A 17,192-nucleotide genomic window follows, 5' to 3' on the forward strand; every position below is an offset into this window, starting at 1 on the left:
ACCGGTGGAGGGGGCATCATACCCTCCCCCTGAGCCCTCAAAAACGGCCAAAACCTCTCCCCCAAGCCCAAAACCGCCGCCTTCAAGTCAAGTGACATGCAGCACAAGTGCGACCCGCAGGACGCGTGATATCCAGCCTCTCAACGAGAACTCAAGTGATACCGAAAAAGAGGTGTAAATCTGATGCACGTTCAAATCAGAAAACCGAAGAACCCCATCCCCAGGAACTACTTTCCCCACAACCGTGTGGAACAAAAGCGCGACGGCGTCTGGGTGAGGTGCGGGGTCGTTATGCCTGTCGGCGCCGGCGACAGCTGGGAGACGATCGGCAAGTTCTGCGACGGCATCCCTGCCGAAGAAGTGGCCTATGCCAACTTCGAGACCTACGACCCCGCCGAGATCAACTGGTACCTGAGAGAATATGTCGGCTGCCACAAGCCTGGCCCTCGTGGGTTCAACTTCATGTTCGATGGCGCCAAGCCTGGTCTTATCCTTGCTCCGTTCCGGGATGCGCTGATCGGCGATGTGGTGGAACGCGCGCACAGGCAGGAGGAGCGCCGTCAGCGCCGCACCATCCTCGATCGACGATGGGACAACCGCAATATCGACATTCCGGAGGGTGAAAAACTCGTCGTCCAGGCACGCGAAATGATTTACCGGCGCGTCCAGAACCACGTCCCGAACTCGCAGGATTTCGATCTGCAAAAGGAATTGACGGGATTTCTCGTGGGCGAGGCGATTGACGGTGGCGGTGGCCTCCTGACGCCGCACAAGGCGCTCTTGAAGACCTTGCTCAAGCCCCTCAAGGAACTCCATCCGGAAAACGAGCGGGTTCGAAAGCTGCGCAAGAAGTATTATGAAGGGTTCGCAAACGGCGTGGCGGCGGCGCTCTTTCCAGGGCACGACTACGCGCTTCACGACAAGGTCCCGGGAGAGAGGTTCTTCTACAATGCCGGTCTCGAGCATGGTCGCCAGATGAGCGGTCTGCAACGTTACCAGTTCGTGATGGGTCTGATGGAACGCGCACGCCGTTATGGTCTGCGGGGAGGCAACCCTATCTATCAGCAGAAAGCCAACTTCTCGAAGGGTTTTGGCGGACGCGCCGTTGCGTTCTATCTCGCACGGGAATTGTCTTCCAGCCGTTTGCTGGAACGCAATATCCACGAGACACCGCTCAAGGAAGACATTGTGGATGCAGTAAAGGACACCCTCACGGACAAAGCCAAGGAAGCTGTCGGTATCCCGTCCTTCTAAGACGGGCTACTGCTGGCCTTAGGCGACTGCTCAGGACGTGCAGAAGGCGGCGCCGATCAAAAAGCGAGCACAGAAATATTCATCTTGTGCGTGTTGAGGGGTGCGCAGCGCCCCTCCCTCACTTCCTACGGAGACCCTGTCGGTTACTTCTCGGCCGCCAGGCTTTCCCAAACCTGCCACGCCTCGTCGAACGCCGGAGTTCCGCCTTCCGACTGGATATAGGCGCGGACATAGGCCTGACGGTCTGCAAATTGTTTGGGAATGGTGAGGGTATATTCCGGGCCGCCCATGCCGCCTTCGACTGTCGTCAAGATGTGCGGGGCGGGATCGGTCCCTTCGGTGTCGACCCCGCCGGCGACCGGCTGCGGCGCGGTAGTCCAAATGGTGATTTCATCGACTTCGCGCAGAGCCTGTTCCGGCAAAAGCAGAATGTGATCGGCACCTGTTTCGACCTTGCGTCCTTCGGGTACGCCAAACTGCAGGCCGTCGACAACTTCAGTCTTCATCTCAATCACTCTTTGCTGCTCGTCATTGCAGGACGCCAGAATAAACGGAACCAGAAAGGGAAATATTTTCAGCCACTTCACCATGATATCTTGGCGCCTGACATGTCGAAATGAGCTTCACCGACAAAGCTTCCCCAACCGGTCACCCTGTCGTCCCACGGCCGTGAGGTGTATTCGGACCCAAGCGCCGCAACGTTGTCCGCAGGCCAGTTCCTGGCATGCTGCGCATAGGCGGCAAAATTGATGCCGGGAAACGCAGCGGCGGTTCTTGGCAAGTCCGTTTTTGTCTTTTTGCCGACGAGATTGGCAACATACCTGATGTATTTCGCAACAGCGAAGATATTGAACTCGTCGCACGTCAGAAGCGTCGCGATCTGCGCGCCGTCGAGACCTTGCCTCCGTTTGTGTTCCAGCAGCCCGGAGAACAGATCCGTACGCGCGACAGTGTCGTCACGCACCTGACCAAGGCCTACAGAGGTTGTGCGCCTTGAGACCGAATGCGTCGCCGCGGTGTAGTCGAGCATGTCCTCGTTTTGAGATTGATCACGCTGTTCCGCCAAGACGATCGCTCCTATGACTTCCGGCGTCAGATTATAGGTTTTTGCAGCAGCGTTCATCACGGCTCCCCGGGACGGGCGACCGTTCAGGTAAATCGGCTCAAACAATGTGGAGATCGGCAAACTCGTAATGCGCGCGGCCTGCCGAAGACGTTCACTGGCGGAACTGGGAACAGTCAGACCATTCCAGAGCGGATTGGAGTAGCTGCGCGACACGGGACCGGATGCGCCAGGATCACCTTGCGGATTTGTCTTCTGCTCATAAAGGATGCGTGCCTGGTCAAACGCAGAAACGCGGTGATTGAAGATGTCGCGTCCCGTTGCACCGCTGCCTGAGAAAGACGCGGATGCACTTGAGGGAATAGTCGCACTGGTGATGGGTTTCTTGGTGCTGATCGAAAGCAAGCCGTACTTGCGCATGCTGTCGGCAAGATCGTTTGCAAGCCCGAACACCTTTGCCGGATTGCCAAATTGCGCGTTGAGGATTGCTGCATCCCGGTCGAAAAAGAAGAAACCAGCCAGGTTGTTTTCGATACTGGAAACTGAGACAGGCCCGGCTTTCGCTGCCATCAGCATTACCGCGTCGTAAAGCGAAGGAGCACTTTGCTGATTGAAGTACCTTGTAAAAAAATCTCTCAGAACTTTCCCGGTCTGAAATTGCGTGATTGTTGCGTCGAACCTCGTGTCACGTTCAAGAAGTTCCAGAGCTTTTGCCCGCTCCCCGTCGGTAACCCATCGGAAGACATCTCCCAGTTCCAGGAGTTTGATGACCTCATCGCCTACAACGGTCATGATTTTCTTCAACCCCTCTATTGCTCGGGCTGGTCAGGACAGAAATTGTTTTCCAATCCGAAAATTAAAATAAATCAACTAGTTAACAAACTTTCAGAATTCAACCCTAATTGATTGCCGACGCAGTTACAACTCTAAGGGGCGCAATCGCAATGAGCGGGGCCATGCCCGGCCGGTATTTGAACAACCTTGCTGGAGAGGTCGGAAAACGCCCCTCCCCGTTCAGATCTCCGTCCGCATCCGGTAGCCCGGGGCGAAGATCAGGCGGACGTGGGTGATCGGCAGGGGGCCGGTCCAGGTGATGCGTTCCATGGCGAAGAGGGCTGCGCCCGTGGAAGCATCCAGTTTGCGCGAGAGGGTCTTGTCGGCATTGACGGCGAAGAAGGAAATATCGCCGTGGCTGTAGGGCGCGTTGTGCACCAGCCACTCGTTGGCGCTGACGTCCTCGAACGTCATGTCACGCGCCGCCGGAGCCGCTTCCAGGTTGATGTAGCGTTCCTCGAAGGCATAGGGCCGGTCGTCGGCAAAGTGCAGCGTCTTTAAAAACAGGACATCCGCGCCGAGCGTCACCTGGAACGCGCCGTGCAACATGGGTGGCAGGGGCCGGAGATCCTTTTCCAGAAGGCTGTGCCGGTAGGTGCGGCCAAGCGCTTCGACTTCCTCGCGCAGGATCGGAATGGTGAGCGTCGCGCGCTGAGGCGGGTTGAGCGCAACACGCGTTCCCGCCCGGCGCTTGCGCACCACAAGCCCGCTTTCGGCAAGGTCCCGGAGAGCACGGTTGACGGTGGTGCGGGCGCAGCCGAACTCTTCCGCAAGATCGGCCTCATGGGGGATCTGCTCCCCCGGCTGCCAGATCCGGTCATGGATCCGCCGAAGGAGTTCTTCGCGAATGCCCGTCCAGGAATTTGTGTCCGCAAGCGCCAAGTCGTCTTACCCGTTCAAGTCGTTCTTCACAGTCTGGCGCGCAACGAGGCCATGGTGGCCCGGTATTTCGCGCGGATCGCGTTGCCTTTTACATGGTTTCCGCCGGAAACAACATGCCGGCCGGCGGACCAGACCTCAGCGACCATCCGGTCGTCACCGGCAAAGATCCAGGCATCGAGAATTTCGTCGCCTTCCCGGCCTTCCAGGTCGATGGCGATGCCATCCAGTGCGACGAGATCGGCAAGCGACCCTTCCGATATCCTGCCCGCTGCACGCCCCGCCGCCTGAGCACCACCGGCCACGACGCCGTCGAAGAGGACCCGACCGGTGGACTTTTCCTTCGTTGCAACAGAAGCCCGGCAGGTATCGCGCAGGCGCTGGGAATATTCCAGCGTGCGCAGCTCTTCGGAGAGCGCGATGCGGATGTTGGAATCCGAGCCGACGCCGAAGCGGCCGCCCGCGGCCAGGTAATCGACGCCGTCGAAGATCCCGTCGCCGAGGCTGGATTCGGTGATCGGACAAAGCCCCGCGACGGCCCCGGTCGCAGCAAGACCGGCGGTCTCCTGCGAGGTCATCTGCGTGCAGTGGATCAGGCACCAGTTTTCTGAAACCGCGTGGTTGGCAAGCAGCCATTCCACCGGGCGCTGCCCCGTGGCCGCCAGAACCTCGTCCACTTCCGGGATCTGCTCGGCAAGATGCATGTGCAGCGGGTTGCCGCCGGCAAGGGCAACGGCCTTCTTCAGACTGTCGGCATCAACCGCCCTCAGTGAATGCGGGGCAACGCCGATAACCGCATCATCCGGCAGGGACTTGAGCGCCTGGGACGCAAGCTCGTGCAGTTTCTGGAAACGGTCGAAGTCGTTGCCAAAGCGAATCTGTCCGGCAGCCAATGGGCGCCCGTCACAGCCGCCGAATTGGTAATGAACCGGCAGATGCGTGAGGCCGATGCCTGTATCGGAAGCAGCCGCCATGATGCGGTCCGACATTTCCGCCAGGTTGGCGTAGGGCGCACCGCCCGGCTGGTGATGCAGATAGTGGAACTCGCCAACGGCGGCATAACCCGCCTCCAGCATTTCCATCTGCACGAAGGCGGCAATCGCCTCCACGTCTTCCGGCGTCAGGGCGTCCAGAAAGCGGAACATGATCTGGCGCCAGGTCCAGAAACTGTCGCGGCTTTCGCTACCGCGCCGCTCGCTCATGCCCGCCATGGCCCGCTGGAAGGCGTGGCTGTGCAGGTTGACCGGGGCCGGCAGAAGAATGCCGACGCGTTCGCCGATTGGCTGCGCATCTCTTTCAACCGAGGCGATCCGGCCGTCCGGACCGATCGAGACAGCGACATTTTCCGCCCAGCCGTCGGCCAGAAGCGCCTTTTCCGCAAAAACCGTCGCGCCAGAAACTGTCGACATGCCGTCTTTTCCTCCGTTGACACGTTAATATGTGCATGCATATTATCTTATATCGCAATCTAATCAAGCCGGAGATGGACGTGCTGAAACGCCTCCTCACAAACGCCAAGCTGGCAACGCTCACCGCCAACGGAGAGCCGTACGGCCTGATTGAGGACGGTGCGCTGGTGATCGAAGGTGGCCGGATCGCCTGGATCGGCAAGGCCGCAGACCTGCCGTCTCATTATGCGTCGCTCAGCGCGGATGATATCGGCGGACGGCTGGTGACCCCGGGCCTGATCGACTGTCATACCCATGTTGTTTTCGGCGGCGACCGGGCGCGTGAATTCGAAATGCGCCTTCAAGGTGCAACGTACGAGGAAGTTGCCCGTGCCGGTGGCGGCATCGTTTCCACGGTCAAGGCAACGCGCGCAGCCAGCGAAAAGCAGCTGCTGGAAGCAGCCCTGCCGCGTGTCGATGCCCTGATCGCCGAGGGCGTCACCGCCATCGAGATCAAGTCCGGCTATGGCCTCGACCGGGAAACGGAGCTGCGCATGCTGCGCACCGCCCGCAAGATCGGCAAGCTGCGACCGATCACCGTCAAGACCAGCTTCCTGGGCGCCCATGCCATTCCGGCCGAATACAAGGACAAGGCCGACCTCTATCTGGAAAAGGTCTGCCTGCCGACGCTGGAAGCGGCTCATGCCGAGGGACTGGTGGATGCCGTGGACGGTTTTTGCGAAGGCATCGCCTTTTCGCCGGAACAGATCGGCAAGGTGTTTGACAAGGCCAAGCAAATTGGTCTGCCGGTGAAGCTGCATGCAGAGCAACTGTCCAACCTGAACGGCGCGGCCCTGGCCGCATCCTATGGAGCTCTTTCCGCCGACCATCTGGAATACCTGGATGAAGCCGGCGTCAAGGCGATGGCCGAAAGCGGGTCTGTTGCCGTGCTTTTGCCGGGCGCTTTCTACACCTTGCGCGAAACGCAGTTCCCGCCGCTTGATCTTTTGCGCAAGCACAATGTGCCCGTCGCGCTGGCAACGGACTGCAATCCGGGTTCATCCCCCCTCGCCTCGTTGCTCCTGACCATGAACATGGGCTGCACCTTGTTCCGCATGACACCGGAAGAAGCGCTGGCCGGCGTCACCCGCGAAGCGGCGAAGGCGCTTGGTCTGGACGATCAGGGCACGCTGGCGCCCGGCAAACGGGCGGATCTGGCTGTCTGGAACGTCAGCCACCCGGCGGAGCTTTCCTACCGGATCGGCTTCAATTCCCTCTTCAAACGCATTTTCGGAGGCTCTGAATGAGCGCCCTTACCCTGACACCGGGCTCCGTGACCCTGGCGGATCTGGAACGCATCTACCGGGAAGAGCTGCCAGTGCGCATCGACCGCGCAGCGGAAGCCGCGATCAACCTTGCGTCCGAACGAGTTGCCAAGGCGGCCCGGGGCAGCGAGGCCGTTTACGGCGTCAACACCGGCTTCGGCAAGCTGGCCAGCGTCAAGATCGCCCCCGAGGACACTGCAACCCTGCAGCGGAACCTGATCCTTTCCCATTGTTGCGGCGTCGGCGAACCGCTCGACAAGACCACCACCCGCCTGATGATGGTGCTGAAGCTGCTCTCGCTTGGCCGTGGCGCCTCTGGTGTCCGCTTCGAAGTGATGAAGCTGATCGAGGATTGCCTGGAAAGAAACGTCACGCCGATGGTTCCCTCGCAAGGGTCTGTCGGTGCATCCGGCGATCTTGCGCCGCTGGCCCATATGACGGCCGTTCTGATCGGCGAAGGTGAAGCTGATTTCGGCGGCACGCGCATGCCCGGTGGTGAAGCCCTTGCCAAGGCGGGCCTGACCCCGGTCGTGCTTGGCCCCAAGGAAGGCCTTGGGCTGATTAATGGCACGCAGTTTTCGACCGCCTGTGCGCTCACCGGCCTGTTCGACGCCTGGCGTCTGGCCGAAGCGACCCTGATGACTGCCAGCCTTTCCACCGACGCCATCATGGGCTCGACCGCACCGCTCCTGCCGGAAATCCACGAGCTGCGCGGCCATCGCGGCCAGATCGAAGTGGCAAGGGCCATGCGCGCAATCATGGACGGCTCGGAAATCCGCGAAAGCCACCGCGAGGGCGACACCCGCGTGCAGGACCCTTACTGCATCCGCTGCCAGCCGCAGGTTGCCGGTGCCTGTGTCGATCTGCTCCGCATGGCGGCCCGCACGCTCGAAATCGAAGCCAATGCGGCAACCGACAATCCGCTGGTACTGATCGATGCCGACCGGATCGTTTCCGGTGGCAATTTCCATGCCGAACCGGTTGCCTTTGCTGCCGACCAGATTGCACTGGCCATTGCCGAACTCGGTGCGATTTCCCAGCGCCGTGTCGCGCTCATGGTCGACCCGACGCTTTCCTTCGACCTGCCGCCGTTCCTCGCCAAGGATCCGGGCCTGAACTCGGGCATGATGATCGCGGAAGTGACGACCGCCGCCCTGATGAGCGAGAACAAGCATCTCGCCAATCCGTGCTCGACCGATTCCACGCCGACCAGTGCCAACCAGGAAGACCATGTTTCCATGGCCGCCCACGGTGCTCGTCGTCTTGCCCGCATGAACGCCAACCTCAGCCAGATCCTGGGTGTGGAACTTCTGTGTGCCGCCGAAGGCATCGAGCACCGCGCCCCGCTGAACACCAGCGCTTCGCTGCAGACGGTCATGGGCGCTCTTCGCGGTGTCGTCCCCTCCCTGGAAAAGGACCGCTACATGGCACCGGACCTGGAAACGGCAGCCGGCCTGATCCGCAGCCGCAAGCTGGTTTCGGCGATTTCCGCCGGCCACATGATCACGCTGGGAGATGCCCATGCAGCCGGTTGACGTCTTCCGCGGTGATGGCCCGGTCGTTCTTGGCGTGCCTCATGCAGGCACATTCGTTCCGGACGACATCAAGGCAAGGTTCAACGACACCGGCCTGAAACTGGCCGACACCGACTGGCATGTGGACCGGCTTTATTCCGATCTCCTGCCCGGTGCGACCATGGTGAAGGCGAACTTCCATCGTTATGTGATCGACGCCAATCGCGATCCGGAAGGCGTCAGCCTTTATCCGGGCCAGAACACCACAACGCTCTGCCCGACCACCGATTTCGATGGACGCCCCATCTACCAATCCGGCATGGAACCGCAGACCGGTGAAATCGAGGCCCGGCGTCTTGCCTGGCATGCTCCCTATCACGCTGCCCTTCAGGCGGAAATGGAACGGGTCCGCGCCAAACACGGCGTTGCCATTCTCTACGATTGCCACTCGATCCGCTCCGTAGTGCCGTTCCTGTTCGAAGGCACGCTGCCCGATTTCAACACGGGCACCAACAACGGCACGACCTGCGCCAGCGCCATCGAGGCTGCCGTCGTCGCCTGCACCCAGGCAGCGGAAGGTTACACGTCGATCCTAAACGGCCGCTTCAAGGGTGGTTGGACGACACGGCATTACGGCCGACCGGCCGAAGGCTTTCACGCCATTCAGATGGAGCTCGCCCAGAAGACCCATCTTGCCACCGAAGACACGCCCTTTGCCTATGACGAGGCCAAGGCCGACCGGCTTCGGACCCATCTGAAAGACATCCTGAGCGCGCTGGAAAACCTCGCGCCCTCCTTATTCCAGAACAACACCCAGGGAGCGAACAATGACTGATCGCCGCCACAACGCCCGCGACGTATTCCCGCCCACCGGCACCGAGCTCAACACCAAGTCCTGGCTGACCGAAGCCCCGCTGCGCATGCTGATGAACAACCTTCATCCGGATGTGGCGGAAAACCCGCATGAGCTGGTCGTCTATGGCGGCATCGGCCGCGCGGCACGCACCTGGGACGATTTCGACCGCATCGTCGCAAGCCTCAAGACCCTTGAGGAAGACGAGACGCTGCTGGTGCAGTCCGGCAAGCCGGTCGGTGTTTTCAAGACCCACAAGGATGCCCCACGCGTTCTGATCGCCAACTCCAACCTGGTGCCGAACTGGGCCAACTGGGACCATTTCCACGAGCTGGATAAGAAGGGCCTGGCCATGTATGGCCAGATGACCGCCGGTTCCTGGATCTACATCGGCACACAGGGCATCGTGCAGGGCACCTATGAGACCTTCATGGAAGCCGGACGCCAGCACTACGAAGGCAACCTGAAGGGCCGCTGGATCCTGACCGGTGGTCTCGGCGGCATGGGCGGTGCCCAGCCGCTTGCAGCCGTCATGGCCGGGGCCTGCTGCCTTGCGGTGGAGTGTGACGAGAAGAGCGCCGACTTCCGCCTGCGCACCCGCTACGTCGACGAAAAGACCCACTCCCTCGACGAGGCGCTGGCACTGATCGACCGCTGGACCAAGGCAGGCGAAGCCAAGTCCGTGGCGCTGATCGGCAACGCCGCCGATGTCTTCTCCGAACTGGTGAAGCGCGGCGTGAAGCCGGACATCGTCACCGACCAGACCTCCGCCCATGACCCGGTCAACGGTTACCTGCCCCAGGGCTGGACCGTCGCCGAATGGCGCGCCAAGGCCGAGACCGATCCGAAGGCGGTGGAAAAAGCCGCTCGTGCGTCCATGAAGGTGCATGTCGCCGCCATGGTCGACTTCTGGAACATGGGTGTGCCGACACTCGATTACGGCAACAACATCCGCCAGGTTGCCATGGAAGAAGGCCTGGAAAACGCCTTTGCCTTCCCGGGTTTCGTGCCCGCCTATATTCGTCCGCTGTTCTGCCGCGGCATCGGCCCGTTCCGCTGGTGCGCGCTTTCCGGCGATCCGGAAGACATCTACAAGACCGACGCCAAGGTGAAGGAACTGATCCCGGACGACCAGCACCTGCACAACTGGCTGGACATGGCGCGCGAGCGCATTTCCTTCCAGGGCCTGCCGGCCCGCATCTGCTGGGTGGGCCTTGGGCAACGCCACCGCCTCGGCCTTGCCTTCAACGAAATGGTCCGCAACGGCGAACTGAAAGCGCCGATCGTGATCGGCCGCGACCACCTCGACAGTGGTTCGGTTGCATCGCCCAACCGCGAGACCGAAGCCATGAAGGACGGCTCCGATGCCGTGTCCGACTGGCCGCTTCTGAATGCCCTGCTCAACACCGCTTCCGGCGCGACCTGGGTGTCGCTCCACCATGGCGGCGGCGTCGGCATGGGCTTTTCCCAGCACTCGGGTATGGTCATCTGCTGCGACGGCACGGAAGATGCCGATCGGCGAATCGGTCGGGTGCTCTGGAACGATCCGGCAACGGGCGTGATGCGTCACGCGGATGCCGGCTACGAGATCGCGCTGGACTGCGCGAAAGAACAGGGGCTTAACCTGCCGGCTATTCTGGGTCGTCCCGCGTCCTGATGGACGCAGAAAGATGACCCAGCAACTATAATGCAATCAACTTTCTGCTTTCATGGTCCAACATGAAAGCAGGTTGATCTTGGGGAAACAATCAAGCACGGCGGGACACTCCGATCCATTCCTTTGACTGAGGGGTAATACCATGAAAAGACGTGATTTTCTAAAAGCCGGCGCCACCGGCACAGCCGCAGTTGCGGCCTCCACCCTGGCTGCACCTGCCATTGCGCAGGATGTGCACCAGTGGCGCATGGTCACCGCATGGCCGAAAAACCTGCCGGGACCGGGCGTCGCTGCCCAGATGCTGGCGGACCGCATCACCGCATTGTCCGGTGGTCGCATCGAGGTGAAGCTCTTTGCCGCCGGCGAAATCGTTCCGGGCAACGGTGTGTTCGATGCCGTCGGCCAGGGCACTGCCGAGCTGTACCATGCTGTACCCGCCTATTGGGGTTCCAAGTCCAAGGGCATCCTGCTGTTCGGGTCGCAGCCTTTCGGTCTGACAGCTCCCGAACAAGCCGGCTGGATGATCCACGGTGGCGGCCAGGCTCTCTATGACGAAATCTATGCCCGCTTCAACCTGAAGCCGTTCCTGTGCGGCAACTCCGGACCGCAGTGGGCTGGCTGGTTCCGCAACGAGATCAACAGCGCCGACGACCTGAAAGGCCTGAAGTTCCGGTCCACCGGTCTTGCCTCCGAAATGTGTTCCAAGCTCGGCATGGCGGTTCAGGCCATGAGCGGCCCGGCCATGTTCCAGGCGCTTCAGTCCGGCGCGCTTGATGCGGGCGAGTTCATCGGTCCGTGGACAGACAGCGCGCTCGGCTACTACCAGATCGCCAAGAACTACTACTGGCCGGGTGTCGGCGAGCCGTCTTCCGCTGAAGAATGTGCCGTCAACCTGGAAGCCTACAACGCTCTGCCGGACGACCTGAAGGAAGCCGTGCAGCGTGCCTGCGCCAGCCTCTACAACGACGTTCTGACGGAATACAACACCAAGCACGCCCAGGCACTGACCCAGCTGGTCAACGATCACGGTGTGATGGTGAAGAAGCTTCCGGACGACGTCATCGTCGCAATGGGCAATGCCGCCGGTGAGGTGATCGCCGAACTGCGTGCGGACGAAGACGAGCTGGTGAAACGCATCACCGAAAGCTTCCTCGCCTACCGCAAGCTGATGCGCGAGTACATGCCCTATGCCGACAACGGCCAGATGAACGCGCGTATGCTCGACTACAACTACGACTGATCGGGTTGACGTCTCACATCGGGGAAATCTGTTTTCCCCGATGTGATGGCGTTTTATCACTCTGTCTGTCGTTGTCCCATGGCGAGCCCTGGGATCCATTTCGGTTCCTCTTCGCGTCAGAATTCGCTTCGGGGAAACGGCATGCCCTGCAGGGTCAAGTCCTATAAGGATATTGAGGTTTGGGCATCTGTTTTAAGCCGCTTGGCAAGATGGACGGCAGGGGACAAGTGGCGCCTCTATAGAAATGGAACGGCAATGCCCTCCACTTGTCATCCCCGCGTAGGCGGGGATCCAGTAGTCACCGGCGCCCATGCTTTTTACAGGGGCTGCGGCGCACTGGATCCCGGATCTGCGCTCCGCTCCGTCCGGGATGACAAGCGTCGGGATGCCCGATCTCAAGTTCAGGCAGGCAGAAAGCCTTAAGGGGCAAAAGAACCGGAAAGCTACTTTGATGGAAAAACTGGCGGGCGCGCTGGAGCGTGTCAATTCGGTAATAGGCAACACGCTGTGCTGGGCGGCGCTTCTGATGTTGCTGCTGCAATTCACGATCGTGTTGCTTCGCTATGTCTTTGGCTACAGCTTCATCTTTCTCGATGAGGGCGTGCTGTATTTCCACGCGGCGATCTTCATGCTTGGCGCCGGGTACACTTTCCTCGTCAATGCCCATGTCCGTGTCGACATCTTCTATGCCAGGAACAGCGAGCGCGCGCAGGCGTGGATCGATATCTTCGGCCATCTGTTCCTGCTGACACCGGCCCTCGTCGTGCTGATCTGGTTCTCCTGGCCGTCCGTGCGCGGCAGCTGGGCCATTCTGGAAGGGCCGATTTCCGTTGGCGGTATCCCTGCCTCCTTCCTCCTGAAATCCCTCATTCCCGCCTATTGCGTGCTGCTGCTGATCCAGGGTGTGGCCGCCTTCATCCGCGATGTTCAGAAGCTGAAAGGCGTCAGTGCATGAGCTTGCCTCTCGATCTCATCATGTTCGGCGCGCTGATCGCCTTCATTCTGCTCGGCTATCCCGTTGCCTTCACCATTGCGGGCGTTGCCACGGGCTTTGCCCTGCTCGGCTGGATGATGGGCGACTTCAACATTCAGCTCATGGGCGCCATGGGCCAGCGTTTCTTCGGTGTGCTCACCAACCCGGTCCTGACCGCGATCCCGCTGTTCGTCCTGATGGGCGTCATTCTGGAAAAGAGCCGCATCGCAGAGGATCTGCTGGAAACAATGGGCCGGCTCTTCGGCCGCATGAGAGGTGGTCTCGGTGTTTCGGTGATGCTGGTCGGCGCCCTGCTCGCCGCGTCCACAGGCATTGTCGGTGCAACGGTGGTTGCCATGGGCCTGATCGCCCTGCCCACAATGCTGCGCAATGGCTATGACCCCAAACTTGCCTCCGGCATGGTCTGTACTGCCGGAACGCTCGGCCAGATCATCCCACCGTCGACTCTGCTGATCATCCTGGCCGACGTCATGTCCAATGCCTTCCAGCAGGCGCAATACGCGCAGGGCAAGTTCACCATCGAGACGATCTCGGTCGGCCAGACTTTTGCAGCCGCCATGATCCCCGGTCTGCTGCTCGTCGCCGTCTACTGCGCCTACATTGTCGGCCGGGCTTACCTGTTCCCGAACGACGCGCCAGCGATGTCGGAACATGTCGACCAGCCGTCAGGCCGGGAGATTGCTGCCGCCATCGTGCCGCCAATCCTGTTGATCGTTGCAGTGCTCGGTTCCATCCTCGGCGGCATCGCCTCGCCCAACGAGGCAGCTTCCGTCGGTGCCGTGGGCGCGATCCTGCTGGCAGGCCGCCGTCTCGGAGTGTCCTCAAAGCTCATCGTGCTGGCGACAGCTGCGCTCCTGACGCTTGCAATCGCCGCATCGATCCTACCGATACGCCTGCAACGCTCCGATGTCACGGCCGGTGGCTACGTTATCGCCGCTGTCTATGCGGGGATGGCGCTGTTTTCCCTGGGCGTCGTTCTGCACATCCTGAGGAAGGCTTTCGCGGACGGGCTCCTGAAAGCTTCCATGCTGTCCACGCTGACGGTCACCTCGATGATCTTCGCAACCATCCTGATGGCCAGCTTCTTCTCGCTGGTTTTCGTCGGTCTTGGGGGGGAAGACCGGGTCCACGACATCCTTCAGGAAATGCCGGGCGGTCCGACAGGCGCACTGATCTTCGCGATGCTGTTCGTCTTCGTGCTGGGCTTCTTCCTCGATTTCGTCGAGATCTCGGTGATCCTGCTGCCGGTTCTGATCCCGCCCCTGATCCTGATGGGCATCGACCCAATCTGGCTGACTGTCCTGATCGCGATCAACCTGCAGACCTCGTTCCTGACCCCTCCCTTCGGCTTCTCGCTGTTCTATCTGAGAGGCGCGGCACCGAAGGAAATCACAACGGGCCAGATCTACCGCGGCGTCGTTCCCTTTATCATCCTGCAGATCGTCGCCGTCGCCATCCTCTGGACCTTCCCGATGTTCGCCACCTGGCTGCCCCGCTGGCTGTATTGAGGAGTTTCTCGGCAAGCCGATAAAATTCACTATCTACCTAAAAAAGCCACAGCACCTTCCGCTGTGGCTTTTTTGTGCGTGTCCATGTCGTACATGAGTTTCATTCTTTGGCATTTTACGTTATTTTTTCCCATAGAGAGGGAGAAATGACAGGAATGGACAGTTTCTGGGGGGCGTTTGCTGGAGCCCTTGGCCTGGTCATCGCGCTGGATCCGGATTTGATGGAAATCATCGGCCTGTCCATGCGGGTCACGCTTACGGCTGTCGTTCTCGCCTGCGTTATCGGCCTGCCCCTCGGCGCGGCGGTCGGCACTTTCAATTTCCCCGGAAGAACGCTCGTCGCCGTCATCTTGAACGCGCTGATGGGCCTGCCCCCTGTCGTGGTCGGCCTGCTTGTCTATCTCGTCCTGTCGGCATCCGGACCGCTCGGGCCGCTGCGCCTGCTCTACACGCCGACTGCCATGATTATCGCGCAGATGGTACTGGTAACGCCCATTGTCGCCGCGCTGACACGCCAGGTAATCGAAGACCTCAACAGGGAATATTCCGAGCAATTCGCATCGCTCGGCGTCGGCCGATTTGATCGTCTGACAGCCATGCTCTGGGATGCCCGCTACAGCCTGCTGACAGTCGCATTGGCCGGTTTCGGCCGTGCGGTTGCCGAAGTCGGAGCGGTTATCATTGTCGGTGGCAACATCAACCATGTTACCCGTGTGATGACCACGACCATCGCTTTGGAAACATCCAAGGGCAACCTCCAGCTTGCCTTGGCGCTCGGCGTGATCCTGCTGATGATCGCCTTTGCCGTGAATGCCGGTGTCATGGCCCTTCGTGCCTCAGCTGCGAGGGCCGCCTATGCGTGACGCAGCTTTCGACACACCAGGCACTGCCTCCACGATGTCGCGCCGTAGCCCGGCAATGCACGACCCGTTGCTGGATGTCAGAAGTCTCGGCTTTTCGGCGGGCGGCGAAAAACTTCTGCACGACGTCGATGTTGCCATCCGGCGCGGTTCACGCACGCTCATCATGGGCCCGAACGGAGCCGGCAAGAGCCTCTTGCTGCGATTGATGCACGGTCTGCTTCAGCCGCAGGAAGGCGCTATCCTGTGGGAAGGCGGCCGGATGGACGCCACCGCCCGACGCGCGCAGGCTATGGTCTTCCAGCGTCCCGTGTTGCTGCGCCGCTCGGTTATCGCCAATCTCAAGTTCGCACTGAGCGTTCGCGGCCTGCGGGGCAGCGAACGCGCCGACAAGGTCAAGGCCGCGCTGGAAACGGCGGGCCTCAGTCATCTGGCCAGGCGCCCGGCCCGCGTCTTGTCCGGCGGCGAGCAGCAGCGCCTGTCCCTGGTGCGCGCTCTTGCCTGCGATCCCGAACTCCTGTTTCTCGACGAACCTACTGCCAATCTCGACCCGGCTTCCACTGCCGCGATCGAGTCCCTGGTACTGGAAGCCAACGCCCGCGGTGTCACCGTTGTTCTGGTGACCCATGATGCAGGCCAGGCAAAACGCCTCGGTGAAGACCTCGTTTTTCTGCAGAACGGCACCGTGGTCGAGACAGGCCCTGTCGAAAAAGTGCTGGCCAACCCCAGAAGCGAACCCGTTCGCGCCTGGCGGGACGGCAGGCTTTACCTTGGACCCAACACCCAATCCCTGAATGATTACCCCGGGAGGAAAAATTGATCAGAAGAGCATTTCTGGCGCTTGCCGCCGCCGTCCTGACGACCGTATTTGCCGGTCAGCCGAGTTTTGCGGAAGACAAGTTCATTGTCGTCCAGTCGACCACCTCAACCCAGAATTCGGGCCTGTTCGACTATCTCCTGCCCATCTTCCAGGAAAAGACCGGCATTGAGGTCCGCGTGGTTGCCGTTGGCACAGGCCAGGCCATCAAGAACGCCGCCAATGGCGATGGCGATGTCCTGTTCGTTCACTCCAAACCGTCCGAAGAAAAATTCGTTGCAGACGGTCTCGGCGTTTCCCGTTCCGACGTCATGTACAACGATTTTGTCATCGTCGGCCCGGCAAACGACCCTGCAGGCGTCGCCGGCTCGAAAGATGTCGTTGAGTCCCTGAAGAAAATCGCCGATGCGAAGGCCCCATTTGCCTCTCGCGGCGATGACAGCGGCACCCACAAGGCGGAGCTTCGCCTGTGGAAGGCCGCCGGCATCGACCCGAGCGAAGGCTCGGGCGACTGGTACCGTGAAACCGGCTCCGGCATGGGCGCTACCCTCAACACCGGCACCGGCATGGGCGCTTACGTCATGACCGATCGTGCCACATGGATCTCCTTCGGCAACAAGGGCGACTACAAGGTTGCCGTTGAAGGCGACCCGATCCTGTTCAACCAGTACGGCATCATTCTGGTGAACCCGGAAGTTCATGCCCATGTGAAGGCCGATCTTGGCCAGCAGTTCGTTGACTGGGTGCTGTCCAAGGAAGGCCAGCAGGCTATCGCCGACTACAAGGTCGACGGCCAGCAGCTGTTCTTCCCGAATTCGGACAAGGGCTCAAGCTGAGCCCGTCTGACCGTCTTCTCGCTTTCCGAGTGAGTGGAGCCAGATAGCAATCTGTGTCGCATGCTCCGCTCAAACCTTCCCCCTTCTCACGCGAGGAGGGGGATTTTTTTTGACCTGCTCAAAGGCAACTGGACTTGCGTGGAGTTTCAAGCCCCCCGGGGCGGACGGCA

General features: G+C 60.7%; 15 protein-coding genes. 11 read left to right on the forward strand and 4 right to left on the reverse strand.

Translation table 11 applies throughout. The features are described 5' to 3' along the window. The first annotated feature begins 291 nt into the window (after positions 1-291). Positions 292-1,254, forward strand: coding sequence for a hypothetical protein (locus HCG46_RS05905; RefSeq protein WP_055656214.1), 963 nt, complete (start codon positions 292-294; stop codon positions 1,252-1,254). 143 nt (positions 1,255-1,397) lie between these two features. On the opposite strand, the gene HCG46_RS05910 is transcribed toward HCG46_RS05905, so the two are convergent. The 4 genes from HCG46_RS05910 to HCG46_RS05925 form a co-directional block, all read right to left on the reverse strand. Beyond that, positions 1,398-1,760 carry a Tsi3 family protein gene (locus HCG46_RS05910; protein ID WP_168685110.1) on the reverse strand — a complete coding sequence of 121 codons (363 nt, stop codon included), beginning with the start codon at positions 1,758-1,760 and terminating at the stop codon, positions 1,398-1,400. Positions 1,761-1,837: 77 nt separating this feature from the next. Then, positions 1,838-3,109, reverse strand: coding sequence for a hypothetical protein (locus tag HCG46_RS05915; RefSeq protein WP_168685112.1), 1,272 nt, complete (start codon positions 3,107-3,109; stop codon positions 1,838-1,840). 222 nt (positions 3,110-3,331) lie between these two features. After that, a complete protein-coding gene (locus HCG46_RS05920; protein ID WP_023003131.1) occupies positions 3,332-4,033 on the reverse strand; it encodes a UTRA domain-containing protein in 702 nt (233 codons plus the stop codon). 26 nt (positions 4,034-4,059) lie between these two features. After that, on the reverse strand, positions 4,060-5,439 hold the full coding sequence (locus HCG46_RS05925; protein ID WP_168685114.1) for a formimidoylglutamate deiminase: 1,380 nt from the start codon (positions 5,437-5,439) through the stop codon (positions 4,060-4,062). A gap of 74 nt (positions 5,440-5,513) precedes the next feature. On the opposite strand from HCG46_RS05925, the gene hutI reads away from it, so the two are divergent. The 10 genes from hutI to HCG46_RS05975 all read left to right on the forward strand — a co-directional run bounded on the left by hutI (position 5,514) and on the right by HCG46_RS05975 (position 17,022). Then, a complete protein-coding gene (gene hutI / locus HCG46_RS05930; protein WP_168685621.1) occupies positions 5,514-6,725 on the forward strand; it encodes an imidazolonepropionase in 1,212 nt (403 codons plus the stop codon). Next, complete coding sequence (gene hutH, locus HCG46_RS05935) at positions 6,722-8,278, forward strand: histidine ammonia-lyase (protein ID WP_168685116.1); 1,557 nt, start codon at positions 6,722-6,724, stop codon at positions 8,276-8,278. The genes hutI and hutH overlap by 4 nt, the downstream gene beginning before the upstream one ends. Next, positions 8,265-9,092, forward strand: coding sequence for an N-formylglutamate deformylase (hutG, locus tag HCG46_RS05940; RefSeq protein WP_055656223.1), 828 nt, complete (start codon positions 8,265-8,267; stop codon positions 9,090-9,092). The genes hutH and hutG overlap by 14 nt, the downstream gene beginning before the upstream one ends. After that, positions 9,085-10,767, forward strand: coding sequence for a urocanate hydratase (gene hutU, locus HCG46_RS05945; protein ID WP_055656225.1), 1,683 nt, complete (start codon positions 9,085-9,087; stop codon positions 10,765-10,767). The genes hutG and hutU overlap by 8 nt, the downstream gene beginning before the upstream one ends. A 142-nt stretch (positions 10,768-10,909) precedes the next feature. After that, the gene (locus HCG46_RS05950; protein ID WP_023003125.1) at positions 10,910-12,007 is read left to right on the forward strand and encodes a TRAP transporter substrate-binding protein; all 1,098 of its coding nucleotides are present in this window, start codon (positions 10,910-10,912) and stop codon (positions 12,005-12,007) included. A gap of 451 nt (positions 12,008-12,458) precedes the next feature. Further along, positions 12,459-12,962 (forward strand): TRAP transporter small permease subunit, encoded by a 504-nt coding sequence (locus tag HCG46_RS05955; RefSeq protein ID WP_062491410.1) that lies wholly within the window; start codon positions 12,459-12,461, stop codon positions 12,960-12,962. Continuing rightward, positions 12,959-14,509, forward strand: a complete 1,551-nt coding sequence (locus HCG46_RS05960; RefSeq protein WP_168685118.1) for a TRAP transporter large permease subunit — start codon at positions 12,959-12,961, stop codon at positions 14,507-14,509. Before HCG46_RS05955 ends, HCG46_RS05960 begins: the two co-directional genes overlap by 4 nt. Positions 14,510-14,664: 155 nt before the next feature. After that, positions 14,665-15,372, forward strand: coding sequence for an ABC transporter permease (locus tag HCG46_RS05965; protein ID WP_055656232.1), 708 nt, complete (start codon positions 14,665-14,667; stop codon positions 15,370-15,372). Then, positions 15,365-16,189, forward strand: a complete 825-nt coding sequence (locus HCG46_RS05970; protein ID WP_209009318.1) for an ATP-binding cassette domain-containing protein — start codon at positions 15,365-15,367, stop codon at positions 16,187-16,189. Before HCG46_RS05965 ends, HCG46_RS05970 begins: the two co-directional genes overlap by 8 nt. Next, positions 16,186-17,022 (forward strand): substrate-binding domain-containing protein, encoded by an 837-nt coding sequence (locus HCG46_RS05975; protein ID WP_023003120.1) that lies wholly within the window; start codon positions 16,186-16,188, stop codon positions 17,020-17,022. Before HCG46_RS05970 ends, HCG46_RS05975 begins: the two co-directional genes overlap by 4 nt. Positions 17,023-17,192 lie beyond the last annotated feature (170 nt).

Origin of the sequence: Labrenzia sp. PO1, from assembly GCF_012273635.1 — a bacterium.
Classification (GTDB): domain Bacteria; phylum Pseudomonadota; class Alphaproteobacteria; order Rhizobiales; family Stappiaceae; genus Roseibium; species Roseibium algicola.

Bases quoted from the DNA above. Each gene is read 5' to 3' on its own strand.
- hutG (WP_055656223.1), top strand. From the start codon at position 8,265: ATGCAGCCGGTTGACGTCTTCCGCGGTGATGGCCCGGTCGTTCTTGGC.
- HCG46_RS05955 (WP_062491410.1), top strand. From the start codon at position 12,459: ATGGAAAAACTGGCGGGCGCGCTGGAGCGTGTCAATTCGGTAATAGGC.
- HCG46_RS05915 (WP_168685112.1), bottom strand. From the start codon at position 3,109: ATGACCGTTGTAGGCGATGAGGTCATCAAACTCCTGGAACTGGGAGAT.
- HCG46_RS05970 (WP_209009318.1), top strand. From the start codon at position 15,365: ATGCGTGACGCAGCTTTCGACACACCAGGCACTGCCTCCACGATGTCG.
- HCG46_RS05910 (WP_168685110.1), bottom strand. From the start codon at position 1,760: ATGAAGACTGAAGTTGTCGACGGCCTGCAGTTTGGCGTACCCGAAGGA.
- HCG46_RS05960 (WP_168685118.1), top strand. From the start codon at position 12,959: ATGAGCTTGCCTCTCGATCTCATCATGTTCGGCGCGCTGATCGCCTTC.
- HCG46_RS05965 (WP_055656232.1), top strand. From the start codon at position 14,665: ATGGACAGTTTCTGGGGGGCGTTTGCTGGAGCCCTTGGCCTGGTCATC.
- hutH (WP_168685116.1), top strand. From the start codon at position 6,722: ATGAGCGCCCTTACCCTGACACCGGGCTCCGTGACCCTGGCGGATCTG.
- HCG46_RS05925 (WP_168685114.1), bottom strand. From the start codon at position 5,439: ATGTCGACAGTTTCTGGCGCGACGGTTTTTGCGGAAAAGGCGCTTCTG.
- hutU (WP_055656225.1), top strand. From the start codon at position 9,085: ATGACTGATCGCCGCCACAACGCCCGCGACGTATTCCCGCCCACCGGC.
- HCG46_RS05905 (WP_055656214.1), top strand. From the start codon at position 292: ATGCCTGTCGGCGCCGGCGACAGCTGGGAGACGATCGGCAAGTTCTGC.
- hutI (WP_168685621.1), top strand. From the start codon at position 5,514: ATGGACGTGCTGAAACGCCTCCTCACAAACGCCAAGCTGGCAACGCTC.
- HCG46_RS05950 (WP_023003125.1), top strand. From the start codon at position 10,910: ATGAAAAGACGTGATTTTCTAAAAGCCGGCGCCACCGGCACAGCCGCA.